We start from the raw sequence: 26,790 nt of genomic DNA, 5'->3' as shown, positions 1-26,790 counted from the left end.
GTGATGATCACATAGCGGTTGGATTCGCTCCGTCAATGTGCAATGGCGCTGCACTTTTCTTAAGTTAATTTGCTAACTTATCGCGGAGAACCATCTGAAGGATTCCGCCGTGACGGTAGTAATCTATTTCAACTTCAGAGTCGAAACGAACAAGAGCTTCAAAAGTAGTCTTGTTGCCTTCTTCGTCTGTAGCTGTAACCTTTACAAAGTCACGTGGTCTTACGTTTTCGTCGATTTGTACATCGATTGTTTCTTTTCCTGTTAAGCCAAGGACTTCAGCGCTTTCGCCTTCTTTGAACTGAAGCGGCAGAACGCCCATTAGAACAAGGTTGGAACGGTGAATACGCTCATAGCTTTCCGCAATAACAGTCTTGATTCCAAGCAGGTTCGTACCTTTTGCAGCCCAGTCACGGGAAGATCCCATTCCATAGTCTTTGCCGGCAAGAACCACAAGGCCCGTTCCATCTTCTTTATACTTCATGCAAGCGTCATAGATTGAAGTAACTTCGCCAGTTGGCCAGTAAGTAGTGAATCCTCCTTCTGTGCCCGGAGCGATCTGGTTGCGGATACGGATGTTTGCAAATGTACCGCGCATCATAACTTCATGGTTTCCGCGGCGGGATCCATAAGAGTTGAAGTCGCGTGGCTCAACACCGTTCTCGCGCAGATACTTTCCTGCTGGTGTATCTTTGCCGATTGCACCTGCTGGAGAAATATGGTCAGTAGTTACGGAATCTCCGAACTTGCCGACTACACGCAATCCTGTTAGAGGTTTAACTTCATCTGCATTAGGAGTTAACCCTTCAAAGAATGGCGGGTTCTGGATATATGTTGAATTTTCATCAAATGAATACAATGGCTCATTGCTTGTTTGAATTTCATTCCAGCGGGCATTGTCATCAAAAACATGCTCATATTCTTTACGGAACAATTCAGGAGTAACAGAATTTTTAACCACTTCGTTAACTTCAGCAGTTGTAGGCCAGATATCATTAAAGAAGACATCATTGCCATTCTTATCTTTGCCGATCGGTTCGCTTTGAAGATCGATATCAACTGTTCCAGCAAGCGCATAAGCGACTACTAATGGCGGAGAAGCCAGGTAGTTAGCTTTTACAAGCGGATGGATACGTCCTTCAAAGTTACGGTTACCCGAAAGAACAGATGTTACAAGAAGATCGCTTTCAGCAACAGCCTTTTCGATTTCTTCTCTTAATGGACCAGAGTTACCGATACATGTTGTACAGCCATAACCTACAAGATTGAATCCAAGCTGCTCCATGTATGGAAGAAGTCCTGAATCGCGCAGATAGCCAGTAACAACTTTTGATCCTGGAGCCAGTGATGTCTTTACAAACTTAGGAACTTCCATTCCAAGTTCAACTGCTTTTTTCGCAACAAGTCCAGCTCCAACTAAAACGTAAGGGTTTGAAGTGTTTGTACAGCTGGTAATCGCCGCAATCGCGACAGCACCCGTTTTCATTTTAGTTGAATCGCCGTTTGCAAACTCAACAGTGATTTCTTTATCGATTTCTTTCTTATCCAATCCAAAGCCCTGATTGCCCTGAGGTGCAGTGATTGCTTTATTGAATTCCTTTTTCATTTGTGAAAGCGGAATTAAGTCTTGTGGACGTTTAGGACCGGAAAGGTTCGCTTCGATTTCGGAAAGGTTGATCTCAACCACATTTGTATAGACTGGCTCTAGAGATGGATCGAAGAACATTCCATTTTCTCTGCAGTATTTTTCAACAATCTTAATTTGCTCTTCCGGACGGCCAGTCAGACGCATGTAATCAAGAGCTTCTGCATCTACAGGGAAGAATCCGCAAGTAGCACCGTATTCAGGAGCCATGTTCGCAATTGTAGCACGGTCAGCCAATGGAAGCTGTGTAACTCCTGGACCGAAGAATTCTACGAATTTGCCGACTACTCCCTGGCTGCGAAGTACTTGAGTTACCTTTAATGCAAGGTCGGTAGCAGTTGTTCCATTAGGAAGTTCGCCAGTAAGCTTAACCCCAACAACCTCAGGCACAGGGAAGTATGATGGCTGTCCAAGCATTCCTGCTTCTGCCTCAATACCGCCTACACCCCATCCAAGAACGCCGATACCATTGATCATTGTTGTATGGGAGTCAGTACCAACTAGTGTATCAGGGAAAGTTTCGTAATCACCTTCAGTTGTTTCAACAGCATGAACAACATTTGCCAGGAATTCAAGGTTAACCTGGTGAACAATACCTGTTGCCGGCGGAACCGCACGGTAGTTGTCAAATGCTTTCTGTGCCCAGCTTAGAAACTGGTAGCGCTCAGCATTGCGCTCGAATTCAAGCTCCATGTTTGCTTCAAGCGAATCAGGAGTTCCATACTTATCAACCTGTACGGAGTGGTCGATAACTAGATCAACCGGCTTCTCAGGATTGATTTTATCAGGGTCACCACCCATATCAGCCATTGCTTTTCGTAATGAAGCCAAGTCAACTACTGCGGGGACTCCAGTGAAGTCCTGCAGGATGACGCGTGAAGGTTTGAATGGAACGTCAACCTCTTTAACTTCGGAAGTTCCCCATTTTGCCAGGTTTTCAACATGCTCTTTTGTAATAACACGGCCGTCATATTGACGAAGTACTGATTCCAATAGTACCTTAATGGAATAAGGCAATTTGGAAACGTTACCTACTCCAGCTTCTTCCAGAGCGCCTAAATGATAGTAATGATAGCGCTTCCCGTCGAGATCAAAGGATTTGCGGGAATTGAACACATCATTCTTTGCCATATGTATTACCCCCTCTTTCATTAAACATCTTATACCAAGTGATAGGTAATTGTCGAAAAGTTTGAATTTTCATCCATCCTCACTTTTCTCACAATTTCTATATTAATACAACCTTTTATATAAGTAAATAACAAGAAAGTTATTGTTTCTGATAAGTTTTTCTTATGATAAATTTTATTTACGTTATTTAAGCCTCTAAAAAGCTGTAAATGAAAGCGTTTTTCAATTAGCTGATTAAACTGATTCTTTTTAGTTATTATGCAAAAATAATAAAAAGTATTTTCTTCTGTTAAGAATTTCAACATAATTTGTCAATTCCTCAGGAAAAATACCATATATGGAGGTGAGTATTATGGCTAGGCGAAAAGCAAACCATACTATTGAAGGAATGAATGCAGCAAAGGGGCAGGGCATGGGAGCTGGCTATAATGAGGAATTTGCCAATGAACCCTTAACTGAAGCTCAAAAACAAAATAATAAAAAGCGGAAGAAGAAACAATAAAATATGAATGAACCCCGGCTTGATTAAGGCCGGGGTAACACTTTTACATTTTTAATATTGATTAACATCATCCACCATTGACTTGAGATCTTGCTGGAATCTTTCCAGCTGTGCCCGCTGATGTTCAGAAGCTACTTCAAGTGCATTTTCAATTTGGGCATAAGCTTCATTTACTTCCTGCTTAAGATGTTTAAGCTGATGGCCGTAGCTCGCTGAATCCTTTACAATTTCAGCATATAGCTCCTGGGCATCCTCCATTCCCTGCTGTGCTGCCTGGAAAGCTTGCTGTTTATCTTTGTGGTATGGCATACCCTATTCACTCCTAATTAAAATTTGTACCATTAAATTGCGCAATAGCAGTTAAAAATATTCCGCAATATAACTTCGGAGCAAATGTTCAATTTTAGCCACATATTGCAAGGAAATTTTATCGAAAAACAAGCCAAACTAACACAAGAAATAAAGGTGAAAAGCACTTTATTTCTTCATTCATGAGGAGGGAAAGAGAATGAACAAAAACAATGTCAAAGATATGCGAAAAAATGCGCCAAAGGGCCATAATGATGGCCAGCCTGAACCTTTAAGCGGATCCAAAAAAGTGAAAAACCGCAACCATACGAGGCAAAAGCATAACTCCCACCATGATATGTAGCACTAAAGACAGCTGCCTTTCAAGCGGCAGCTGTCGCTTATATTAATGATAAGGCTCTTAAAATGATATCCTCTTCTTCTTCAGTAACCGTCCGTAAATCAAGAAGGATTTCGTCTTTATGAATTCTGGCAATTATGGAAGGAGAAGAGCCTATTCTTAACTGCCGTGTTACGTGCTCGGCAGAGAAATCTTTATGTTTTAAGATGGCAATCCACGTAGGCAGCTCAACATCAGGCATTGTTCCGCCTCCTACTTGCCCGACATCTTCCTTCATTGAAGTATGATAACTTTCAGATACCGATTGCAGCTTTTGAAGAAAATGTTCTGTTCTTCTTTGAAGCTGTTCTTTGGTTGTCAGAACATCGTGAATAACCGGTATATTTTTAAGCCCATCTTCGCCTTTGAAATAATCAAGGAGAGTGCCTTCAAGTGCCGCAAGCGTCATTTTATCTACACGAAGAACCCGGGCCAATTGGTGCCTTTTTAATTGATCGATCAGCTCTTTTTTGCCGGCTATAATACCAGCCTGCGGACCGCCTAGGAGTTTATCTCCGCTAAAGGATACAATGTCAGCTCCCATATTAATGACATTGCTGATAACCGGCTCATTTCCAATTCCCCTGCTCTTGAAATCATAAAGGGCACCGCTGCCAAGATCCTCATAAAATAGGACACCTTTTTCTTTCGAAAGAGCTGCAAGTTCCCCTGTTCCAACTTCTTTAGTAAATCCGATAATTTTAAAATTGCTCGTATGCACTTTTAGAATCATCGCTGTTTCTTCGTTAATTGCTTTCTCATAATCTGATAAGTGCGTCTTATTTGTGGTTCCCACCTCAGCAAGCCTTGCACCGCTTTCTTCCATAATGCTTGATACCCTAAAGGAACCCCCAATTTCAACTAGCTGTCCTCTGGAAACGATTACTTCCTTGCCTGCTGCAAAGGCTTTTAAAATAAAATAAACTGCCGCAGCATTATTATTGACGACCATAGCAGCTTCAGCCCCAGTCAGCTCCTTAATAAGACCCTCAACATGGCTATGTCTTGAACCCCGATGACCCTCATCAAGCTTATACTCCAAATTGGAATAATTCATAGCCGTTTCCAACATATGTATTGCGGCATTTTTGCTCAATCGAGCTCGCCCAAGATTGGTATGCAATATCGTGCCGGTTGCATTAATAACCCTTTTTAGCGTGTATCCGTATCGATTGCGGATGGCTTCCTCTGCCCTTTGAAACAGTGCATCTGTAAATTCCTTATTGCCGGGCTTATCATCCATCCAATAGCCATTTAGGATGTCCTGCCTAATACTTGCTATTGCATCCTTCAGGATGTTAGTTGTATGTATGAAATCCAGCCCATGCCGGGCCATAAGCTCTGTGAACCGTTCCTCTTTTTGCAATTCATGAACAGACGGTATATTTCTAAGCATTTTTTTCAATTGTATCCCTCCAGCACTTGCCTGATTATTATACCATTTTTCACTTATTAGCATGAAATGAATACTATAGAAGGAAGCAAGGGGGTAATGAAATGAACAAGAAGGAAAATCAGCACTCCTTTAATATAAGTGAAATGGAGAAATGGATGGAGAACTTCTTTCTGGATCCTCTCACATCCTATTTGGATCAGATCACTTTTCGCATCGATTTATATGATACAGAGACAGAAATCATCGTGGAAGCGCTATTAACCGGCTGTCTTCCAAAAAGATGTAACCGTTTCCCTGCAAGAAAATAAAGTGATTATTAAAGCGGTAAAAAAAGAACTTCCTTCGGTAAAATGTGGCCAACCCTGTGTGCGGACGGTGGAATTGCCCTTTTCAGTGATTGATAAAAAGGTAAGAGCCTCTTTATCAAATGGTATATTGGAAGTTTTCATAGCGAAAAATGAAACTGGACCTGGCTGTAATAGAAATATAGCCATTCCTAATTAAGCCTGAGATTGAGTATGCCTATTTTTAAGATGTGTTTACATAATAATATTATGTTAAATTATAAAAAACCTCCTCCCTAAAGGAGAAGGTTTAAAGATTATCTCTGCATTTTTTCAATAATATCCTTGGAATCAGGAAAAACACCTGTATCCAGTTTGGAATAAAGCTTTTCTCCATTAACTGTCACTTCAAACGCTCCGCCTGAACTAGGGACAAGCTCCATTTTTACTAGGTCGGAACGAAAATGTGTAAAAAGTTCTTCCGCGAAACTCGCGGCTTTTGGCGCATAGTTTCACATCATGCAAAATTCAACAGTAACTTCGAATGGCTTCATATTATCTCTCCTTTATGTATAATTCTATAATGTAAATATATTGACATTTTAGTACAATCTGTTGTTCTCTGCAAATTGTTTTCCCCCGCTTGCCCTTATTTGACAAACAAAGCAGTATATTAAAGAGGTGATTAAATGGATATACAGAAATACTTGAAACGCATTGCTGTTCCAGCTGAAAATAAACTGGATCTTACTTACTTGGCGCGGCTGCAGTATAGCCATATGCAAAGGATCCCTTTTGAAAACCTTGATGTAACAAGGAAGATTCCCATAAAACTTGATGCTAAAGCTTTTTTTGAAAAAATTTTGAATCGGAGCCGCGGCGGATTTTGCTATGAATTAAATGGTCTTTTCCAAAAGCTCTTGGCCGAATTGGGTTTTCAGTCACATTTAATATCCTGCACAGTCAAAAAACCAGATGGCTGGGTTCGGGAAGATTCCCATGCAGCTATTCTTGTTTACCTGGATCATGCTCCATATTTGGTGGATGTTGGCTTTGGCGATTCTGTTCGCCAGCCGATGCCATTAAATGGCGAGGAAAAGTCTGATGTAAGCGGGACTTATAGGGTAATTGAACTAAGGGATGAGTTGTTTGATCTTCAAAGGCTTGAAAATGAAAAGTGGAGAACCCTCTACCGTTTTTCCGATAAGCCAAAGAAACTTCAAGACTTTACAGATGCATGTTTGTTTAACCAGACATCCGCTGATTCACATTTTACCCATGGTGATCTTGCTACAATTGCTACAAAAAATGGCCGTATTACTCTGTCAGGAATGACCGCCACTATATCTGAAAATGGAAAGAAAGACAAATATGAGCTATCCGAAGAGGAAAAAAGCGGCTTCCTCCTGAAGCATTTCGAAATCAAAATATAAGGCTCAGTTGCTTTTTGAAGGCGAACTTAGTTTAACCAACTGAGTTGATTGTATTGGGGCACTTGATCCTCGAAAATGCATTCGGATTTTCTGCGACGAGGTGTTTATTCAAGAATGCTTTTCCATTGTCCTGCTCAGAAAAGAGGGAGTTGGGAAGACCCCACAGGCGAAGCCGAGGAGGCTCCCATTGCTCCCCGCGGGCAGTTTGAGTGTCCCGTGCTGAAATCAACGGGCAAAATTCATAAACTGAAACAACAATCTATGAGAGAAGAGCCAAATTTAAAAGGACAGCTGTATCTGGCTGTCCTTTTGTGTAAATTATAATTTTGTTTTTAGCTTATCAAACATATCTGCCGTCATTTTAGCAAGGTCAAACTCTGCTTTGAAACCCCATTCTTCTTTTGCTGCTGTGGCATCAATAGAATTTGGCCAGCTGTCAGCAATTGCCTGGCGGACAGGATCAACATCGTAAGAGATTTCAAAACCAGGGATATGTTTCCGGATTTCAGCCGCAAGTTCCTCCGGTTCAAAGCTCATCGCTGTTACATTAAAGGAGTTGCGGTGAATCAATTTATCAGCATCAGCTTCCATTAAATCAACGATCGCATTCAATGCATCCGGCATATACATCATATCCATGTATGTGCCTTTATCGATATAAGAAGTATAGCGACCATTTTTAATGGCTTCATAATAAATTTCTACCGCGTAATCCGTTGTTCCTCCACCTGGAGGAGTAACGTAAGAGATTAAGCCGGGAAAACGCAATCCTCTCGTATCAACACCGAACTTGTGATAGTAATAATCGGATAACAATTCGCCTGCCACTTTGTTTACGCCGTACATGGTAGTTGGCCTGTGGATAGTATCCTGTGGTGTATTGTCTTTTGGCGTAGTAGGCCCAAAAGCGCCAATGGAACTCGGTGTAAAGAATTGCGCTTTGCATTCTCTCGCTGTTTCCAAAGCATTCATCAATCCGCCCATATTCAAATTCCATGCAAATACTGGATTTGCTTCAGCTGTGGCAGATAAAAGTGCAGCCATATGAATGACTGTATCAATTTCATATTTTTTTGCCGTTTCCACCATGGTTTTGGCATCAGTCACGTCAACCATTTCAAAAGGACCTGATTGGGCAGCTTCCGATTCATTTTTTCTAATATCTGTAGCGATTACATTATCAGTTCCGTAAATGTCTCTTAATTTTAAGGTAAGTTCAGAGCCGATTTGCCCTAAAGCACCTGTAATCATAATTCGTTTCATTGTTTTCCTCCAACTTTTTCCTCTTTGCCTTAAAAAGCTTTATCTAAAATATAGGTTGATCCTGCAGCAGGCAAAAATTATATGATGCCCATTTCTTTGCCGACTTTTTCATATATCGCAATTGCATTATCAAGCATTTCTTTTGTATGCGCTGCAGAAGGCATGTTTCTGACACGTCCTGTTCCTCTAGGGACTGTCGGGAATACAATTGATTTCGCATAAACGCCTTCTTCATTAAGCTTTTTGCTGAATTCCTGTGTTTTTACTTCATCCCCGATAATGCACGGAGTAATCGGCGTTTCACTTTCGCCAATATCAAATCCCAGTTTCTGCAGCCCATCTTTTAAGTAGTTGGCATTTTCCCAAAGCTTTTCATTAAGCTCTGTACTTTCCATTAAAAGCTCAATCGCTTTGATGCTTGCGGCTACATCAGCAGGAGTTAGGGATGTTGAAAATAGGAAAGGTCTGCTGCGCACTTTAAGCCAGTCAATCAAGTCCTTCTTGCCAGCCACGTATCCGCCTACAACACCGATTGCTTTGGAAAGTGTACCAATTTGGAAATCGATTTTATCAGATAAGCCGAAATGCTTAACAGTTCCTGCGCCTTCTCCAAGAACGCCTGAACCATGCGCATCATCAACATAAGTTATAAGATCAAATTCTTCAGCAATTTCCACAATCTCAGGAAGCTTAGCTATATCCCCATCCATTGAGAAAACGCCATCAGTGATGACCATGATCTTGTTGTACTGGCAAGATTCCTTGGCTTCCTTTGCTTTCGCTCTTAAATCGTCCATATCCGAATGGTTGAAGCGAATGATCTTCGCACGGGAAAGACGGCAGCCATCAATAATGGAGGCATGGTTCAGCTCATCGGAAAGGATTGCATCGTTTTTATCCATAACTGCTGAAATGGCAGCCATGTTACAATTGAACCCAGACTGATAAGCAATCGCTGCCTCGGTATGCTTGAATTGGGCAAGCTTCTCTTCCAGCTTAGTGTGCAGTTCAAGCGTACCATTAATTGTTCGGACAGCACCTGCTCCCACTCCATACTTTTCAACGGCTTCAATCGCAGTCTTTTTTAGCCTTTCGTCTGTGGCCAATCCTAAATAGTTATTGGAAGAGAGATTGATTAGCTCCCTGCCGTTAATTTTAATAATTGGACCATTCGGACTTTCAAGCGGATCGATCACATTGTATAGTCCTCTTCCTTTTAAGTCCTCAAGGTTTTCATTTAAAAAAGAATCTAAAATTTTACTCGTCATTAATAATCCCCCTATACGCTTTTATTGAAATGTCGCTAACCCAAAAACAATTGTATTTTCAGCACGGACATAAAATTCACTTAATAAGCAAGGCTATGTAAAGGTTTTTCAAATAATACTTTATCACATTTTTCGATTTTGTACACTTATGGAGGACACATTTTTACAAAATAATGGCCTCCCTCTTATATTATCTTACCCTTTAATCCGAAAGTGTTTCATTTTCATGAAAAAGTTATGCTTAACAAGCCTATGACACGGTTCTCCCACTTTGAATAAATATGCATAAAATTGAGCTGTTTACTCTTTTCATTCAAAGGGAACCAAACCAACATAGTAAAAATAGATTAGGTTTAAAGCCTTTGGAGGTAATAGCATGAAACATCCATTAAATATAACATCGGAAATAGGCAAGTTAAAAACAGTCCTTTTACATAGGCCGGGAAAAGAAATTGAAAATCTCACCCCACAATATTTAAAAAGGCTATTATTTGATGATATACCATTTTTGCCGGCGATCCAAAAAGAGCATGATTATTTCGCTAATATATTAAGCAACCGGGGAATCGAAGTGATATATCTCGATGAACTCATGACTGAATCCATTCAGAAAGATGAGATCCGCTTGGCTTTTATTGAGCAAATCCTATTGGAAAGCCAATCAAATATAAACGGGTCATACGAAACGGTTAAGGAGTACCTGCTATCCCTTCCTGCCGATGAATTAGTCAAAAAAGTAATGGCCGGGGTCGTGAAATCAGATATTGAACAGGAGAAAAAAGTCCATTTGCACGAAATGATGCCAGACCATTATCCATTTTATTTGGACCCAATGCCCAATCTTTATTTTACGAGGGATCCAGCAGCTGTTATTGGCGAAGGAATTACCCTAAACCGCATGCATGAACCGGCAAGGAGAAGAGAATCGATTTTTATGGACTATATCATCAGCCACCATCCGAGATTTAGACAGCATGATATACCGACATATTATAAACGGGATGACATTTATTCCCTTGAGGGAGGGGATGAACTTGTCCTTAGCGAAGAGGTTGCTGCAATAGGGGTAAGCGCGAGAACCTCCGCACAGGGTATTGAAAAGCTTGCCCGCGAGATGTTCAGCCGCAAGTCATCCATAAAGAAAGTCGTCGCGGTTGAAATTCCAAAAATAAGGGCATTTATGCACCTGGATACGGTCTTTACCATGATTGATTATGATAAATTTACCTACCATCCCGCTATTGAGGATCGGGACGGAAGCATGAAGATTTATATCCTTGAACAAGTAACTGGTTCAGACCATCTTCAAATTACCGAAAAAACCTCCCTGACAGAGACGCTAAAAGAAGTTCTTAATCTAGACGAACTCGTATTAATCCCTTGTGGGGGAGGATGCCCAATCGCATCTGCAAGGGAACAGTGGAACGACGGCTCCAATACCCTTGCCATTGCTCCAGGTGTGGTTGTTACTTACGACCGCAACTACGTATCTAATGATATTCTCCGCCAAAATGGTGTTGAAGTCATTGAAATCTTCAGCTCAGAGCTATCCAGAGGGCGCGGCGGCCCGAGATGCATGAGCATGCCAATCTTAAGAGAAAACATAAGCTGACAAAACGGGTGGCCCCAGGCGCCATCCTTTTTTTTGTGTAGAACTATATTCATGACTGGCGCGAGTACAGCCCCCATCTCCCTAATTTCTTCAATGGATCATTTCCGCTCCCAGCGCTTACACTCTAAATTGATTTGGAGTGTTCTATTCCTAAAAGCAGTTCTTTTAAGAAATTACCTAAATATAAATATACTAATGCCTAAAAATTTTGCGTGCCTCCCAATATATTTATAGGATGTTTCTCTTAATAATTTATTTTTATTTATAATTATTATAAAAAAGTATTGATTTTATATTGATAAGTGTTATCATTGTTTTATAAGCAAGTTATTAAACTATTTATGAGGTGATTAAAGAATGACCAAAAACAACAACCTTACGACCAGCTGGGGCGCACCCGTAGGCGATAACCAAAATTCAATGACCGCAGGCTCAAGGGGGCCCACATTAATCCAGGATGTACACTTGCTTGAGAAACTGGCCCATTTTAACAGGGAGCGCGTGCCGGAGCGTGTTGTACATGCAAAAGGTGCTGGTGCACATGGCTATTTTGAAGTAACTAATGACCTCACGAAATATACAAAAGCAGCATTCCTATCAGAGGTAGGCAAAAGAACGCCTTTATTCGTCCGTTTTTCAACGGTTGCGGGTGAACTTGGTTCTGCTGATACTGTCCGTGACCCACGCGGTTTTGCGGTGAAATTTTATACAGAAGAAGGCAACTATGACCTTGTCGGCAACAATACGCCAGTATTCTTTATCCGTGATGCCATTAAATTCCCTGACTTTATCCATACACAGAAACGCGACCCTAAAACACACCTGAAGAATCCAACAGCCGTTTGGGATTTCTGGTCCCTATCACCAGAATCGCTTCACCAGGTTACAATCTTGATGTCAGACCGAGGAATCCCTGCAACACTAAGGCATATGCATGGCTTCGGAAGCCATACATTCAAGTGGGTTAACGATAAAGGTGAGGGTGTTTGGGTTAAATATCATTTTAAAACAGAGCAAGGCATTAAAAATCTTAGCGTAGAAGCTGCAGCTAAGATGGCTGGGGAAAATCCGGATTACCATACAGAGGATTTGTTTAATGCAATTGAAAATGGAGACTACCCATCGTGGAAGCTATGCGTACAAATTATGCCGCTAGAGGATGCGAATACTTACCGCTTTGATCCATTCGATGTTACAAAGGTTTGGTCACAAAAAGACTATCCATTAATTGAAGTGGGCCGAATGGTTCTAAATAAAAACCCTGAAAACTACTTTGCGGAGGTTGAGCAGGCTACCTTCTCTCCAGGGACTTTAGTGCCTGGAATTGATGTATCACCTGACAAAATGCTTCAGGGCCGTCTGTTTGCATACCATGATGCCCACCGTTACCGTGTAGGCGCGAACCATCAAATGCTTCCAATCAATCGCCCGCGCAACGAAGTTAAAAACTATCAGCGTGACGGTCAAATGCGCTTTGATAACAATGGCGGAGGTTCCGTGTACTATGAGCCAAACAGCTTTGGCGGACCAACAGAAGTGCCAGAGCACAAGCAGGCTGCATACCCTGTATCAGGATTGGCTGAGAGCGTGGCATACGACCATAACGACCACTACACACAAGCCGGTGACTTATACCGCTTAATGAGCGAAGAAGAACGATCCCGCCTTGTGGCAAACATAGTGGCTGCAATGAAACCGGTCGAGAAAGAAGAAATTAAGCTGCGCCAGATTCAGCACTTCTATAAGGCTGATCCTGAATACGGCACACGTGTAGCCAAGGGACTTGGCTTGGCAGTTCCACAAGGAGTAAAATAATAGATTTATATTCTGGGTAATCCCTTCTATTCTCATTTATATTCTCATTTTTTCAATTATAAAGGCATCCATTTTTCTCAATGGATGCCTTTACTTTGACTAAACCATGCCTCACTCAAGCATTTTATCCCTTTTTCAATCTCTTCTTCTGTCAGTCCCCCAAATCCCAGCATAATTGTTGCGTCTTCGCTAATCATAGTCTTCATCAAGTAAGCATCAGCAGAGTATATTTTTATTCCTCTCAAGCTTGCTGCCTCGATGAGTTCATCGGCTTTTCGTTTTTTTATTTTTAGCAGAATATGCAGACCCGCCTTCTCGCCTATAACCTTAACTTTATTCCCCATGAATTTTTCAATGCTTCCAAGCAGGACTCTGTGTTTACCCTGATAAATCTTTCGCATTCTTCGTATGTGGCGTTCAAAATCCCCAGAAGAAATAAAAAGGCTTGCCGCCTTTTGAATAACCGCTGGAACACTTTGTTGATAAAGCTGGCTTTCCGCTTTATAATGTTCAGCCAATTCAAGCGGAAGGACAATATAACTTAATCGTGCAGATGGAAGGAAACTTTTTGAAAAAGTGCCGAGATAGATTACCCTTTCCCCTTCATCCAAAACTTTTAATGGAGGGATGGGCATCCCCTGATAACGGAACTCCCCATCATAATCATCCTCAATAATATACCCTCCTGTTTGATGCGCCCAATTCAAAAGTTTTTTTCTCTTCTGGATTGAAAGAATCATTCCCATCGGAAATTGATGTGAAGATGTAACATAAACAGCTTTTGTGCCGAAGGGGATAGCTTCTAAATCAATTCCATCCTCCTGCAGCGGTATGGGACTAACTTGGCAATTTTCATGGGAAAAGATCTTACGTACCCCATCATATCCCGGGTCTTCAAAACCTATTAAATTTTCTTTAAGGGCAGCAAGGTCTATTAATAAACGTATGGATTGCTGTGTGCCTGAGGTAATGACAATTTGGTCTGGTTTGCAGTTTACTCCCCTGCTTATATATAAATATAAGGCTATTTGTTTTCGCAGAGCTTCCTCCCCCTGCTTATTACCATAATTAAAGGAGAATGTATCCGATGAATCGAGGGCTTCATTTAGACATTTGCGCCATTTTTTCATTGGGAAGCTTGGAATATCAATATCCCCGTATTGAAAATCATATTTAAAAGATTCACAAATATGCTTTTTAGGATTAACCGGCACCATCCTTAATGGCTCTTCTGGTCTTAGAACTTCATCTATTGGCAATACGAAAATTCCGCTTTTAGGCTTGGCTTCGGCATAGCCCTCCGCTATTAGCTGCTGATAGGCTACTTCTATTGTATTCTTGCTGACTTTTAAATTTTGTGAAAGCTGTCGGATCGAAGGAAGTTTGGAGCCTGGCGGTATTCGTCTTCCCTCAATCCCGCTCTTTATACTAATATAAATTTGTGTATATAATGGTTCCTTTTTACGTTTATCAATATAGGGGGTTATCTCCATTATTCCTCCATCTGACCCTTCAAAAAATTTCAAAACTGTCACTATGAATAGGGTCAACGCTTTTTTACAATGATTTTACCATATATAAGGAGGAGTTCAGATGTATCAATTGCGACAAAAAATGATGGAGTGGAAAGATAAACAGGAGATTGAGAATTTTTTATCTAACGCTAAGACTGGCTTTTTGGGCTTATCTGATGAAGGTTTTCCGTATGTGATTCCGCTGAATTTTTGCTGGCATAATGGATATATATATTTTCATGGAGCTTCCGATGGAAGAAAGATTGATATAATGGCTAAAAACCCAAATGCCTGCTTTACCATAAGCGAAGAGCTGGGAACCATGGCACATCCAGTTCCCGCCAAAACAGATACAGCATATATGAGTGTAATAGTTTTTGGAAAGATTGAAAAAGCAGCTGATTTGGAGGAAGCAACAGCAGCTATGCAAAGCATGCTGGATAAATATGTGCCAGGATATTACCAGAATAAGCTTGCAAGGTCACATGTGGAAAAATACCGTTCATCACTCGGAAGTAAAACAGCTGTCTTCAGATTAATCCCGCAAACGATTACTGCTAAAGAGAATCCATTGGATCAACAGTCAAGTTTTTTTCCTGGAAGAACTGTGGCTGCCGATGCAGAATCCTAAAGAAAATTCCTCCTCTCCACACGTTTCCGTCTAGTCGAACTGCTAAAAATCTAGTATCATGTAGAGATGGATTATTTATGGCAAAGTGAGGATAAAAAATAATGAGTTTATTAACTGTAGATAAATTGAGCCACACATTTGGAGATCGAACATTATTTAAAGATGTTTCGTTACGTCTGCTGGCAGAAGACCATGTAGGACTTGTAGGAGCAAATGGGGTAGGCAAATCAACTCTTATGAATATTATTACAGGCCAGCTGATTCATGATTCCGGCCGCGTAGAATGGACACCGGGAGTTGAATACGGCTACCTGGATCAGCATACAGTGCTTACACCCGGCAAAACGATGCGTGATGTTCTTAAGGATGCGTTCCTTCCGCTTTTTGAGCAGGAAAAGGAATTAAACGAAGTAACTGCCAAAATGGCAGATGCCACTCCTGAAGAATTGGAAGAACTCCTCGAAAAAATGGGTGTAATCCAGGACAGACTTGATGCTGGCGGATTTTATACTTTAGATATAAAAATTGAAGAAGCGGCACGAGGCCTTGGCCTTGACGCCATTGGTCTTGACCGCGATGTGGCAGCTTTGAGCGGCGGACAGCGTACAAAGGTGCTTTTGGCGAAACTGCTATTGGAGCAGCCGAAAGTATTGCTTCTTGATGAGCCGACAAACTATCTGGACGTCGAGCATATCCGCTGGCTGACCAATTATCTTAAAGAATATCCATATGCATTCATGCTAATCTCGCATGATACTGAATTTATGAATCAAGTATCGAATACGATTTTCCATCTTGAGTTCTCCAAGCTGACGCGCTATACAGCAAGCTATGAGAAATTCCTGGAATTGGCCGAAATTAATAAAAACCAGCATATCAATGCCTATGAAAAGCAACAGGAATTTATTAAGAAGCAGGAAGAGTTTATTGCGAAGAATAAAGCCCGCTACTCAACAACTGGACGGGCAAAAAGCCGCCAAAAGCAGCTTGACCGGATGGAAAGAATTGACCGTCCTGAAACTGCCATGAAACCAACCTTTGAATTCAAAGAATCACGCGGCAGCAGCCGTTTTGTGTTTCAAGGTGAAGATTTTGAGATTGGCTACACGCACCCATTATTGCCAAAGATGTCCATGACTATTGAGCGAGGCGAAAAAATTGCCATAGTCGGCTGCAACGGTGTAGGAAAATCGACGTTACTGAAAACGATGCTCGGAAAAATCAAGCCAATCAGCGGCAAAATTGAACAAGGCGACTTCCTCTACCCTTCCTATTTTGAACAGGAAGTAAAGGCTGGAAACATTACGCCAATCGATGACGTCTGGAGCGAATTCCCTGGAATGGACCAGCACCAGGTAAGGGCCGCACTGGCAAAATGCGGATTGAAAAATGAACACATTTCCCGCCCAATGAACCAGCTGAGCGGTGGAGAGCAGGCAAAAGTTCGCCTTTGCAAACTGTTAATGAATGAAAGCAACTGGCTTCTATTTGATGAGCCAACCAACCACCTTGATGTGGTCGCAAAAGAAGAATTAAAGCGGGCACTGAAAGCCTATAAGGGTACAGTAGTGCTCGTCTGCCACGAACCGGACTTTTACGAAGACTGGGTAACAAAAGTTTGGAATGTGGAAGAATGGTCACAGCAATTGAATCCAAACTAAGATAGGAATCCCCTGTTTGGCAGGGGATTTTTTGTTTGGCCGATAAACCTTTGATTTAGGCCGATAAAATTTATAAAATGGCCGATAAACTGGTGAATAAGGCTGATAAAATCAAGTTATACAGTGATATTCGATGTTTTTATACCTCCTTCCTCAACTTCTCCAAACGCATAAACTTTCGATTATACCTTTCTCGTTTTAATAGCTGCTCCAGCCAATAAGCTGCCTTTTCCCTATGTCCAATTTTAATAAATAATTGCATAGCACGTTTATAACCGCTGTTACAGGGTATATCCTCATCAGTTACCAGCTGAAATGCTTTTTCATAGTGATCTGCTGCCAGCTCCAAATCTTGCTGTTCCTCATAAAGAATGCCCAGATAAAAATACCCGCTGGCAATTTCTTTAACGGAAAATGGCTTTTGGACAGCTTCCTGCATAATGGCAATTGCTGGATCTCTTGACCCTGGCCTATCATATTTAAAGGCTCTGTTCACATATGGTTCCTATTTCTCTTTTCGCTTTATAAATGAAAAAAGTGTCATGTTATCACCTTTGCTATAGTTGTCCGGCATTTCCTTAAAATGGCTACATAAAAAGCAATACGGGCGAGGTTTCATAGTGTATAATAAAGTGAATTTTGAAAAATGGAAGCGGTTTAATTTTTACCAAAAAATTTTAAAAAAGGACTAATACATACATGACAACTAAAAGAATTGCCTGGATTACAGACAGTACAGCTTTTTTAACAAAAGAACTGCTGGATCATCCTGATGTATATGTCGTACCACTTACGATAACTTTCGGAGAGGATTTCTTTGAAGATGGCATTGATTTATCGACTGACCAGCTCTATGACCGCATTCGAACAGAAAAAGAAGTACCCAAAACATCACAGCCTTCTGCTGGAAGATTTGCTGAGTTATTTGAAAAACTGAAAGGGGATTATGATTCAGCTATTGCCGTCCATATTTCAGGCAAACTTAGCGGCACACTCTACAGCTGCCTTGCCGGGGCCGAGTTAGCCGCCTTTTCTGTTCGGGCCGTTGATTCCAAATGTATGTCATACACCATTACAACTCTGATTCAAAAAGGGATCATGCTCGCTAATAATGATATGCCAGCCCAAAAAATTGCCGAAATCCTGCAATTTGAGGCTGATAAGTCAGAGAATTATATTTTGCTAGGAAGCCTTGAGCAATTTTATAAAGGCGGCCGCATGTCAGGAACACAGTATTTGCTTGGCAGCATTTTAAAAATTATGCCAATTATCCGCATTAACCGTGAAGGTGAATTTGAGCTGTTTGATAAAGTCCGCTCTGAAAAAAGAGCAATTAAGAGAATGTTAGAACTGCTGGAAGAGTCATACAGCAAGCATACCATTCCGCAAGTCCAAATTATGCATGGAAATGTACCGGATAAAGCAAATGAATTGGCGGAAGAAATCAAATCACATTTTCCCCGCCTTGATCTATTCATAGGTGAAATCAGCTCCGCCATTGCCGCCCATGCCGGTGAAGGAACACTGGCTATTATTTGGCATAATGAAAAGTAAGCAAGCACTCTCCCATAAGGGAAAGTGCTTTTTGCTCATTCAACCCATGTGTACATATACTTTTTATCTTCAATTAATTTTGCCTGCTTCACTATTTTTAAAGGCCTGAAGGTATCGATCATTACAGCAAGTTCAAGCGTTTCCTTTTTCCCGATGCTTGCTTCTGTTTTTCCAGGATGCGGCCCATGCGGAATTCCGCTGGGATGAAGCGTTATGGAGCCTTCCCTTATGCCCTTTCGGCTCATAAAATTCCCCTCTACATAGTAGAGAAGCTCATCACTGTTCACATTGCTGTGATAGTATGGTGCCGGGATGGCTTCTGGATGATAGTCATACAGCCTTGGAACAAAGGAGCATACAACGAAATTATTACCTTCGAAGGTTTGATGGACTGGCGGAGGCTGGTGAACCCTTCCAGTGATAGGTTCAAAATCTTCAATATTAAATACCCAGGGATAAAGATAGCCATCCCAACCTTCCACATCAAGCGGGTGGTGATTCAGGATATGTGAATGCAAGTAGCCCCTTGTTTTCGTAATGACTTCAAATTCCCCTCTTTGATCGAAGGTTTCCAGTCTTTCCGGGCCACGTATGTCTCTTTCACAGAAAGGACTATGTTCGAGCAGCTGCCCATATTCATTACGGTATCGCCTAGGCGTGGTAATCTGGCTAAAAGACTCGACAACTAATACTTTAGTCGTCTCATTTTCATTTGGAATTACACGGTAAATAGTGCCGATCGGAATAATTACATAATCGCCAGGCCGATAAGTCAGGGTACCGAACATTGTCTCTATTTTTCCATTTCCATAGTGGATATAGAGCATTTCATCACCGTCGCCATTTCGGTAAAAGCTATTCATCGGCTCTGTAATATTTGCAGTTCCTATTATAAGATCATCATTTCCAAGCAAGTATTCCCTTGCTTTTAATGCATCGCCTTTCTTCTCAATTTGATCTGTCAGCAAATGCCGATGCTTTAAGCATTCCTGATCCTCATATTCAGGGATATATTTTCCGGTCAGCTCAGTACGTGCCACTTCTGTCGGCATATAGTGATGATAAAGAATCGATTGTGTTCCGGAAAATCCCTTAGTGCCCATAACCTGTTCCCTGAATAATGTTCCGTCCGGCTTTCTGAAAGCCGTATGCCGCTTATGGGGGATGTTCCCCATTTGGCGATAATACATATTCCCACCTCACTCTTTTGCAATTCTATTTTTTAAGATTCCAAGACCGCCAATTTCAAGCTCCACTTCATCCCCGGGCTCTAGCCAGCGATGAACATCGGTACCGAGTTCAAGGATGCAGCCGCTGCCAACGGTACCGGAGCCAATGATTTCCCCGGGGCATATGGTTACTCCATCTGATGCCCTTTCAATCATTTCGTAAAAAGAATAATAGATATCCTGCATATTTCCTTCAGATAAAAGAGTCCCATTCACTTTCGCAGTCATCGGCAAATCGTAGCCGTTTTCTACACGGAAATCTTCAAGTTCATCCTTCGTAATAATATACGGTCCAATTGAAGTCGCAAAATCCTTTCCTTTTGCCGGGCCAAGCCCTACCTTCATCTCTTCCCTCTGGATATCCCTTGCACTCCAGTCATTCAAGATGCAGTATCCAAAGATATATTTATCAGCTTCAGAAGCTTTAATGTCCCTTCCTTCTTTTCCAATGATACAGGCAATCTCTAGCTCATAATCAAGCCATTCACAATTTCTCGGACGCGTGATTTCGTCATTAGGGCCCTTTATGCCAAGATGATTAGAATAATAGAAAACTGGAATATCATACCATTCAGGTGTCATATCAAGTCCTCGGTTTGCCCTTGCTGTTTTCACATGCTCTTCGAAAGCATAAAAATCACGGAAGCTTTTTGGATTCGGAAGAGGGGCTTTTAGAACAACTTCTGATAAGGGATATACTCCTTTATCCGTGTTCTTCAGCTTTTTGCCGGCTGACAGAAACTCCATAAAAAACTTATGATTTTCCAAGAATGCAAGCATTGTTTTGGGTAGCACACCATTTGTTGCTTCATGCATATCAACAGCATACTCTTCATTTTTCAGCCATCCTGCTCTTATGGATCCATCGTCTTTTTGAAAGGTTATGAATTTCATAGCATCACCTTGGCTCCGTTTTTCGGATTAACTCAAACACATCGGTCAAAGGCCTTGTATATATATGACCTGCCATACGGCCGACAGGTTTAAGTTTCTCAGAATTGATTCTGCCATTTTCATAAAGATCGCCCGCTACATGCACATGTTCAACTTTTCCAATTACAAGACTGCCTGATCCGGCATGTTCCCCAAAATGCAGCAGTTGGTATAAACTGCATTCCAGGTGAATTTTCGAATCCTTAACCCTTGGCGGCTTAACGGCTGTACTTTTTTCTTTTGCCAGCCCGGCTGCATCCAGCTCATCTGTACCGGCTGGATAATCGGCTGCACAAATATTCATCTTTTCTGTAAAATCTTCACTCACAATATTAATAACAAACTCCTTGGTCGCTTCAATATTAGCCAGCGTATCTTTTTTGGAGCCGTCTGTTCCTTTCCTCATGGGCGAAAAGCAAATAAGCATCGGATCTGCGCAGATCGCAGTAAAAAAGCTGAATGGAGCGGCATTTACATTCCCATCCTCATCAATTGTTGTCACAAACGCGATAGGACGCGGCAGGATTGAACCAACCATTAGCTTATAGGCATCCTTCCATTCAAGACTTGCTGGATTGATTTCCATTTACATTTACACCGCCTTTTCTTTCAAAAGCTTACTGATTACCTTTATTGCTGCTTCATTGTCTTTCCTTATGCCAAGCGTCATACGAAAGGCATCCTTATAACCATTGAGCTTCATTTGCCGTACAACCAGCCCATGTGAAATAAGATTTTCCGCGATCGGATATTGGCTGAAAACGCAGACAAAGTTGGTTTGGGAAGGAAAAAATCCAATAGGCAGCTCTTTAAGCTTCTGACATACAAATTCCATTTCCGCAGCATTCTTTTCTGCACATTCCTTCACAAATGCCTGGTCATTCAGAGCTGCTGCCGCAGCTGCCTGCGCAAGATGGTTTACATTAAAAACATCCTTTACCTTATGAAGCTGTTTTACGATTTCTGAGTCCATCAGTCCATAACCGACTCTAAGCCCGGCAAGACCGTAAATCTTTGAAAAAGTCCTCAGAACAATCAAATTCGGATATTTAGCAAGAAGAGGAAGGGAATCCAGGTAATCCTTTGATCTCACGTACTCGTAATAAGCTTCATCCAGGATAATCAAAATGTTCGGCGGGATATTCTCAATAAAACAGTTCAGTTCCTCTTTTCCTACAATCGTACCCGTAGGATTATTAGGATTGCAGATAAACACCATTTTAGTTTTATGATTTATCTTCCTATACATAGCGTCTAGATCATGTTTGCCATTTTTCAGAGGGACGGTTACAGGTTTTCCCCCTTCGATGGCTACATTTGTTTCATACCTTGGAAATGTAATTTCCGCCATTACTGCTTCATCCCCTGGGGTTATGTAAGCTCTAGTCAGAAGGCGGATCAATTCCTCAGAACCATTGCTGACCAGGAATTTGTCTTCACTAACATTATAAAACTCCGCTAGCTTGCGAATCAGCAAGGAAACGGTACCATCAGGATAATAATTAAGGCTATTCATTGCTTTGCTGATGCCCTCTTTCACTTCAGCGGAACAGCCGTACACATTTTCATTATCAGACATTTTCCGGACAGCCTTTAAATTAAATTTCTCCTTAATCTCTTGAGGAGAGGTTCCGAGGGGATAAGATGCTATCTTTTCCACGGCACTTTTTGTCTGGATTTTAGCCATCGGCATTGCCTCCTTTTTCGAAAAGCGTAAGTGCCTTGTTCATCCCAGGCTAGTGTGACCTAGAGGGGCAGACGCTCCTCCAAAAAGCTAACGCTTATAGTCATGTAGCGATCATTAAACTGGCAAAATGTTTCTTGCGGATATAGACGATTATCAAAGTTGATTACTCTTATTAAAAAAGGGAGAAAGCATCTCCCTTTACAGCATTATGATTATAGATTTCCTCGCCTTTCCTGTTCACGTTCTATCGATTCGAAGAGCGCTTTAAAGTTTCCTTCACCAAAGCCTCGGGCTCCTTTACGCTGAATGACTTCAATAAATAACGTTGGCCGGTCAACAATTGGTTTCGTAAAGATTTGCAGCAAGTAGCCTTCATCGTCACGGTCAACTAAAATATTTAATTCTTTTAGCTTATCAATCTCTTCATCAATTTTTCCTACCCGATCAGAAAGCATTTCATAGTAAGAATCAGGCGTGCTTAAAAACTCCACCCCATTTTTGCGGAGGATGCTTACAGTTTTCACAATATCCTCGGTTAGAATGGCAAGGTGCTGCACACCAGGCCCATTATAGTATTCGAGATATTCCTCAATCTGCGACTTCCGTTTTCCTTCTGCAGGTTCGTTGATTGGGAATTTGATTCTGCCGCCATTATGCATGACCTTGGACATTAAAGCAGAGTATTCTGTTGTAATATCCTTATCAGTGAAATGCTTCATTTCCTTGAAGCCCATCACGTTCGCATAATAATTTACCCATTCTTCCATTCTTTCTACATTGCCGACAACATGGTCGATGCCGATGAACCCAGCATCCTCGAATGGAACATTTGTTTCATACGGTTCATAGCCAGGCAGGAAAACTCCCTTATAATTATTTCGCTCAATCAATGTATGGATTGTATCTCCATATGTACCAATAACAGCTTTTTTTACTATGCCATGTTCATCCTTCATCTCATATGGAGGCTGGATTTCAATAGCGCCCCTTGAAACTGCGGCTTGGTAGGCCTTTTCAACATCATCAACCGTTAAAGCGATATCTTTAACGCCGTCTCCATGCTTATTGATAAATCCTGATACTCTTGAGCTATCGGTTAATGTCCCGGTAATCACCAGCCGAATTTTTCTTTGCTGAAGGACATAGGAAACGGTTTCCCTGTTGCCAGTTTCCAGTCCTGAATAGGCAACAGGCTTAAAGCCGAAAGCTGTACAGAAATAATGGCAGGACTGCTTCGCATTGCCAGAGTAAATTTCTAAATAATCTACTTCCTTTACAGGAAAGAAATCCTCTGTTTTTTGTACCTTTAACACTTTTTCCTCTTGCATGCATATCCCTCCGTTTAAAAATTATTAATATTTCGAATTTATAATATATGAAACATGCAAATGTTCTCAAGAGTTCAAGTTAAAGCTATAATGCACTTCTGCGGTAAAGTAAAACGAAATTCGAACGATATAGAATTAAAATCTCTGCTGTTATTCTAATCTGCTGCTAATAATCACTGGATATAGAAGTTTCCTAAGCCATTTAGGCGCTAAACTTTTAATCTCTCTTTTTTCTTGATCGGGGTCAGGTGGATAGCCTGTTTTTTCAAAGCCTCCACAGCTTCCAGCAAACCTTCATTTACGCTTGGATGCGGATAGTTAGGGAAAATGAGATCTTCATCCCTAGCTGCCATTTCCATAGCTGTTATGCCGCTTGAAATAAGCTCAACCGCACCATGCCCCACCATATGAATACCCAGCAGCACATGGTTTTCCTTATTGCTAATAACTTTAATAAATCCATCCTTTTTACCGATTAATGTACTATATCCGTTAGCTGTTAATGGAAAGTGGCCAATTTCCATATCGTACCCCAAATCAAGCGCTTGCGCTTCGGTTAAACCGGCGCTGGCAATAGGGGGCTCAGTGTGTGCAACGATTGGAACAAATGTAAAATCGGATTCCGATTCCATACCGGCAATTGCTTCAGCAGCTGTTTTTCCTTGTTTAATAGCCTTTAAAGCAAGCGCTGGGCCTTCTGTTACATCCCCAACCGCAAATATATGATTCTGTGATGTCCTGCTTTGATGATCCACTTTTATAAAACCTGATTCACATTGCATAACCCCTATGCGATTAAGGCCGAGCTGATCCGTATTTGGTTTTATGGATGTCGATACAAATAAATGGGTGGCAGAAACAGTTTCCTTCTTTCCCTTTGAATCTACTGTTAATGCCAGACTTTCCTCCTGAAGGTGTGATTCTATTACAGCCGCATTCCTTACAACATTTATCTTTTTCTTTTTTAAAATTCTTTTGAGTTCCCGGCAGATTGATTGGTCAAAGTCAAAATCAGCCTTTCCTTCATCCAGGATAAGAGTCACTTCAGAACCAAGAGCCTGATAAGCCATGCCTATTTCCAATGCAATATAGTCACTGCCATAAACTAAAAGCTTTCCAGGTATTTCGCCCAAATCAGCAATAGAATGAATATCTAATACTCTTTCGCTATTTTCTTTAAGCCATTGAGGTTTTTTGGGTGCTCCGCCGGTTGCTATGATTGCATCTTTGAATTTAAAAACATCAAATTTGTCTCCATTTTCCAATCCAACCTTATCTTCAGCCAGAAAAAATGCGGAACCTTCAAGAATTTCAATCTCATTGGCCTGGCAAAGTGCCTCAATTCCTGTACGGAGCTGTTCAATCGTCTTCTGCTTGGATTGCTGAAGCTTTTTTATGTTAAAGGAAACAGCATCACCTTCCAGTCCCCAGTTTTCTCCCTCCTGAAAGGAAGTCAATTTCTCACCTGCCTGTGTAAGAATTTTTGAAGGAATACAGCCTTTGTTTAAACAAATGCCTCCAAGCTGGTTTCGTTCAACTAATGTAACACTGCGTCCAAGCTGTGCAGCACGGATAGCTGCATGATATCCTCCAGGGCCGCCGCCGATAATGATTACGTCACGCTCATGTGCAAGTTCTCCAACAACCATTTATACCAACTCCAGGACAAGCATTTTCGGATTTTGAATCAATTCAGCAAATCGGGTTGTAAAGCGTACCGCAGTTGCACCGTCTGCAACTCGATGGTCAAAGGACATGGATATATTCATCATAGAGCGGATTACAATCTGGTCATCGTCTGACACAACAGGCATTTTTTTCGTTTTATGGAAAGAAACAAGAGCAGTTTGCGGATACTGAATAATTGGAGTCGCTCCGAAGCTTCCGCCAAGCGGCCCAACATTGCTGATCGTGAATGTCCCGCCAGATATTTCTTTAATAGAAAGATTATTTTCAATTGCTTTTTCCGTAAGGTTTTTCATTTCTGCATGAATCTCCCGGATTGATTTATTTTCAACATGCTTAATGACCGGAACGATAAGACCCTCTTCCGTATCCACCGCAATGCCGATATGATGCTCCCTCAACAAATGAATTTCTTCCTTTTCTTCATAAAGCTCCGCATTAAATACCGGATATTCTTTTAGGCAGATAGACAAAGCCTTTAAAAAAAACGCTGTTGCCGAAATATTCTGGTTAAGGCTCTTCAGTTCTTTTCTAAAAGAGATCAGCTCAGTTACATCGATCTCTTCAAAATGCGTACAATGCGGAATAGTATAGAGCGATTGCGCCATTTTCTTTGCAATCTGTTTCCGTCTGCCTCTGAAAGGTATAACCTCTTTCACAGCAGTTGTGGATTTTAATTGCTGGGAAACAGCTTGTTCTTGTTCAGCAGGTTCCGGCTTATTCTGTGCTGATGCCATGTATTTATAGATATCTTCATCCATTACCCGGCCTGCAGGACCTGTCCCTGTGACATTCACAATATCGATGCCATTTTCGCGTGCAATTTTCCTCGTAAATGGAGAAGCAAGCACTCGTTTTCCTCTGACTGCCGCAAAAGATTTCAGAGGCTCTTCCGGCAGCTCAGAGCCGTCCCCCATAGAGATAATTAGCTCTTCCTTTTCCGTACCAGCTTGGCCTTCAACCTCTAAAATTAATAGGGTAGTCCCGACCGAAACCGTATCGCCGGGCTCAACTTTAAATTCCTTTATGATACCTCCTCTGGGAGCCGGTATTTCAGCGGTCATTTTATCAGTTTGGACTTCAACAAGCGGGTCATCAGCCTTGATGGCATCCCCCAGTTTGACTAAGAAGCAATTTATTTCTGCTTCTGTCATGCCCTCTCCTATATCATGAAGTTTGACTTCCATTGTTTTCCCTCCTAAAACTTCATCGTATTGTCAAAACTTCTATAAGAAATAGGTTATAAAATATCTCCATAGAGGGCTTTATAGGCAAAAAAATTGCCACCCCCTAAATTCTTTGGATAATTGAGGTTACCACACACCCAACAACCAAGAATGGAAGTGACAATTTGTACCCTCAAATTATAACCTATTTATTAACTTTTATAAACTATCAAGAACAACTCATTCGAACATTGCTTACTTTATTGATTGGTAAAAGCATGTTCGTTAAACCTACTGAACAGCCCGTAAATAAACCTTATCGAAAACTTCAAGTGGATGACCTTCCGGTCATTGAAGTTCTAGAACA

The 26,790-nt window shown here is 41.3% G+C and carries 24 protein-coding genes and 2 pseudogenes; 11 read left to right on the top strand and 15 right to left on the bottom strand.

What is annotated here, in order from left to right:
* Positions 1–64 precede the first annotated feature (64 nt).
* On the bottom strand, positions 65–2,773 hold the full coding sequence (gene acnA, locus L634_RS0105910) for an aconitate hydratase AcnA (protein ID WP_026581649.1): 2,709 nt from the start codon (positions 2,771–2,773) through the stop codon (positions 65–67).
* Between the two features lie 352 nt (positions 2,774–3,125).
* Here acnA and sspO point away from each other — a divergent pair, with 352 nt between their 5' ends.
* Complete coding sequence (gene sspO, locus L634_RS0105900; RefSeq protein ID WP_026581647.1) at positions 3,126–3,275, top strand: small acid-soluble spore protein O; 150 nt, start codon at positions 3,126–3,128, stop codon at positions 3,273–3,275.
* 51 nt (positions 3,276–3,326) lie between these two features.
* On the opposite strand, the gene L634_RS0105895 is transcribed toward sspO, so the two are convergent.
* The gene (locus L634_RS0105895; protein ID WP_026581646.1) at positions 3,327–3,584 is read right to left on the bottom strand and encodes a hypothetical protein; all 258 of its coding nucleotides are present in this window, start codon (positions 3,582–3,584) and stop codon (positions 3,327–3,329) included.
* Positions 3,585–3,783: 199 nt separating this feature from the next.
* Between L634_RS0105895 and L634_RS32520 the strand changes: the two genes are divergently transcribed.
* Positions 3,784–3,927 (top strand): small acid-soluble spore protein P, encoded by a 144-nt coding sequence (locus L634_RS32520; RefSeq protein ID WP_084028843.1) that lies wholly within the window; start codon positions 3,784–3,786, stop codon positions 3,925–3,927.
* A gap of 37 nt (positions 3,928–3,964) precedes the next feature.
* On the opposite strand, the gene selA is transcribed toward L634_RS32520, so the two are convergent.
* Complete coding sequence (gene selA, locus L634_RS0105885) at positions 3,965–5,368, bottom strand: L-seryl-tRNA(Sec) selenium transferase (protein ID WP_026581645.1); 1,404 nt, start codon at positions 5,366–5,368, stop codon at positions 3,965–3,967.
* Between the two features lie 92 nt (positions 5,369–5,460).
* Here selA and L634_RS34195 point away from each other — a divergent pair, with 92 nt between their 5' ends.
* Entirely contained in the window at positions 5,461–5,667 is a 207-nt protein-coding gene (locus tag L634_RS34195; protein ID WP_232233712.1) for a hypothetical protein, read from the top strand.
* A gap of 1 nt (position 5,668) precedes the next feature.
* Complete coding sequence (locus L634_RS34190; protein WP_232233711.1) at positions 5,669–5,863, top strand: Hsp20 family protein; 195 nt, start codon at positions 5,669–5,671, stop codon at positions 5,861–5,863.
* A gap of 97 nt (positions 5,864–5,960) precedes the next feature.
* On the opposite strand, the pseudogene L634_RS33770 reads toward L634_RS34190, so the two are convergent.
* Positions 5,961–6,143: pseudogene (locus L634_RS33770) on the bottom strand (Rdx family protein); the annotation flags it as partial.
* Between the two features lie 189 nt (positions 6,144–6,332).
* Here L634_RS33770 and L634_RS0105870 point away from each other — a divergent pair.
* A complete protein-coding gene (locus tag L634_RS0105870; RefSeq protein ID WP_026581644.1) occupies positions 6,333–7,076 on the top strand; it encodes an arylamine N-acetyltransferase family protein in 744 nt (247 codons plus the stop codon).
* A 318-nt stretch (positions 7,077–7,394) separates the two neighbouring features.
* On the opposite strand, the gene L634_RS0105860 is transcribed toward L634_RS0105870, so the two are convergent.
* Together L634_RS0105860 and L634_RS0105855 are read right to left on the bottom strand one after the other, a co-directional pair.
* Positions 7,395–8,339, bottom strand: coding sequence for an L-threonine 3-dehydrogenase (locus L634_RS0105860; protein WP_026581642.1), 945 nt, complete (start codon positions 8,337–8,339; stop codon positions 7,395–7,397).
* Between the two features lie 77 nt (positions 8,340–8,416).
* On the bottom strand, positions 8,417–9,607 hold the full coding sequence (locus L634_RS0105855; protein ID WP_026581641.1) for a glycine C-acetyltransferase: 1,191 nt from the start codon (positions 9,605–9,607) through the stop codon (positions 8,417–8,419).
* A gap of 376 nt (positions 9,608–9,983) precedes the next feature.
* Between L634_RS0105855 and arcA the strand changes: the two genes are divergently transcribed.
* Both arcA and katA read left to right on the top strand, forming a co-directional pair.
* Positions 9,984–11,219, top strand: a complete 1,236-nt coding sequence (gene arcA / locus L634_RS0105850; RefSeq protein WP_026581640.1) for an arginine deiminase — start codon at positions 9,984–9,986, stop codon at positions 11,217–11,219.
* A gap of 357 nt (positions 11,220–11,576) precedes the next feature.
* Positions 11,577–13,034 carry a catalase KatA gene (gene katA, locus L634_RS0105845; protein ID WP_026581639.1) on the top strand — a complete coding sequence of 486 codons (1,458 nt, stop codon included), beginning with the start codon at positions 11,577–11,579 and terminating at the stop codon, positions 13,032–13,034.
* Positions 13,035–13,111: 77 nt separating this feature from the next.
* Here katA and pdxR read toward each other — a convergent pair whose 3' ends face one another.
* A complete protein-coding gene (gene pdxR / locus L634_RS0105840) occupies positions 13,112–14,527 on the bottom strand; it encodes a MocR-like pyridoxine biosynthesis transcription factor PdxR (RefSeq protein ID WP_026581638.1) in 1,416 nt (471 codons plus the stop codon).
* A gap of 100 nt (positions 14,528–14,627) precedes the next feature.
* On the opposite strand from pdxR, the gene L634_RS0105835 reads away from it, so the two are divergent.
* Both L634_RS0105835 and abc-f read left to right on the top strand, forming a co-directional pair.
* The gene (locus tag L634_RS0105835; protein ID WP_198029697.1) at positions 14,628–15,179 is read left to right on the top strand and encodes a pyridoxamine 5'-phosphate oxidase family protein; all 552 of its coding nucleotides are present in this window, start codon (positions 14,628–14,630) and stop codon (positions 15,177–15,179) included.
* Positions 15,180–15,280: 101 nt separating this feature from the next.
* Complete coding sequence (gene abc-f / locus L634_RS0105830) at positions 15,281–16,840, top strand: ribosomal protection-like ABC-F family protein (RefSeq protein WP_026581636.1); 1,560 nt, start codon at positions 15,281–15,283, stop codon at positions 16,838–16,840.
* Positions 16,841–16,979: 139 nt separating this feature from the next.
* On the opposite strand, the gene L634_RS0105825 is transcribed toward abc-f, so the two are convergent.
* Positions 16,980–17,336: a tetratricopeptide repeat protein gene (locus L634_RS0105825; RefSeq protein WP_026581635.1), complete on the bottom strand. Its 357-nt coding sequence runs from the start codon at positions 17,334–17,336 to the stop codon at positions 16,980–16,982.
* Positions 17,337–17,539: 203 nt separating this feature from the next.
* Here L634_RS0105825 and L634_RS0105820 point away from each other — a divergent pair, with 203 nt between their 5' ends.
* Positions 17,540–18,394 carry a DegV family protein gene (locus tag L634_RS0105820; RefSeq protein WP_026581634.1) on the top strand — a complete coding sequence of 285 codons (855 nt, stop codon included), beginning with the start codon at positions 17,540–17,542 and terminating at the stop codon, positions 18,392–18,394.
* A 35-nt stretch (positions 18,395–18,429) separates the two neighbouring features.
* Here the strand turns inward: L634_RS0105820 and L634_RS0105815 are convergent, their stop codons facing one another.
* The 7 genes from L634_RS0105815 to L634_RS0105785 all read right to left on the bottom strand — a co-directional run bounded on the left by L634_RS0105815 (position 18,430) and on the right by L634_RS0105785 (position 26,444).
* On the bottom strand, positions 18,430–19,584 hold the full coding sequence (locus L634_RS0105815) for a homogentisate 1,2-dioxygenase (protein WP_026581633.1): 1,155 nt from the start codon (positions 19,582–19,584) through the stop codon (positions 18,430–18,432).
* 9 nt (positions 19,585–19,593) lie between these two features.
* Complete coding sequence (locus tag L634_RS0105810; RefSeq protein ID WP_026581632.1) at positions 19,594–20,517, bottom strand: fumarylacetoacetate hydrolase family protein; 924 nt, start codon at positions 20,515–20,517, stop codon at positions 19,594–19,596.
* A 4-nt stretch (positions 20,518–20,521) separates the two neighbouring features.
* Positions 20,522–21,142 carry a flavin reductase family protein gene (locus L634_RS0105805; protein WP_026581631.1) on the bottom strand — a complete coding sequence of 207 codons (621 nt, stop codon included), beginning with the start codon at positions 21,140–21,142 and terminating at the stop codon, positions 20,522–20,524.
* Positions 21,143–21,148: 6 nt separating this feature from the next.
* Positions 21,149–22,243: a histidinol-phosphate transaminase gene (gene hisC / locus L634_RS0105800; protein ID WP_026581630.1), complete on the bottom strand. Its 1,095-nt coding sequence runs from the start codon at positions 22,241–22,243 to the stop codon at positions 21,149–21,151.
* Positions 22,244–22,455: 212 nt separating this feature from the next.
* Complete coding sequence (gene hppD, locus L634_RS0105795) at positions 22,456–23,571, bottom strand: 4-hydroxyphenylpyruvate dioxygenase (RefSeq protein ID WP_026581629.1); 1,116 nt, start codon at positions 23,569–23,571, stop codon at positions 22,456–22,458.
* Between the two features lie 209 nt (positions 23,572–23,780).
* Complete coding sequence (lpdA, locus tag L634_RS0105790; protein ID WP_026581628.1) at positions 23,781–25,220, bottom strand: dihydrolipoyl dehydrogenase; 1,440 nt, start codon at positions 25,218–25,220, stop codon at positions 23,781–23,783.
* Entirely contained in the window at positions 25,221–26,444 is a 1,224-nt protein-coding gene (locus L634_RS0105785; protein ID WP_026581627.1) for a dihydrolipoamide acetyltransferase family protein, read from the bottom strand.
* 164 nt (positions 26,445–26,608) lie between these two features.
* Here L634_RS0105785 and L634_RS0105780 point away from each other — a divergent pair.
* Positions 26,609–26,790: pseudogene (locus L634_RS0105780) on the top strand (DDE-type integrase/transposase/recombinase); the annotation flags it as partial.

Source organism: Bacillus sp. J33 (assembly GCF_000518885.1).
Lineage (GTDB): Bacteria > Bacillota > Bacilli > Bacillales > Cytobacillaceae > Cytobacillus.
Note: the sequence above shows the minus strand (reverse complement) of the source record. Positions and strands in the feature narration are given on the sequence as shown.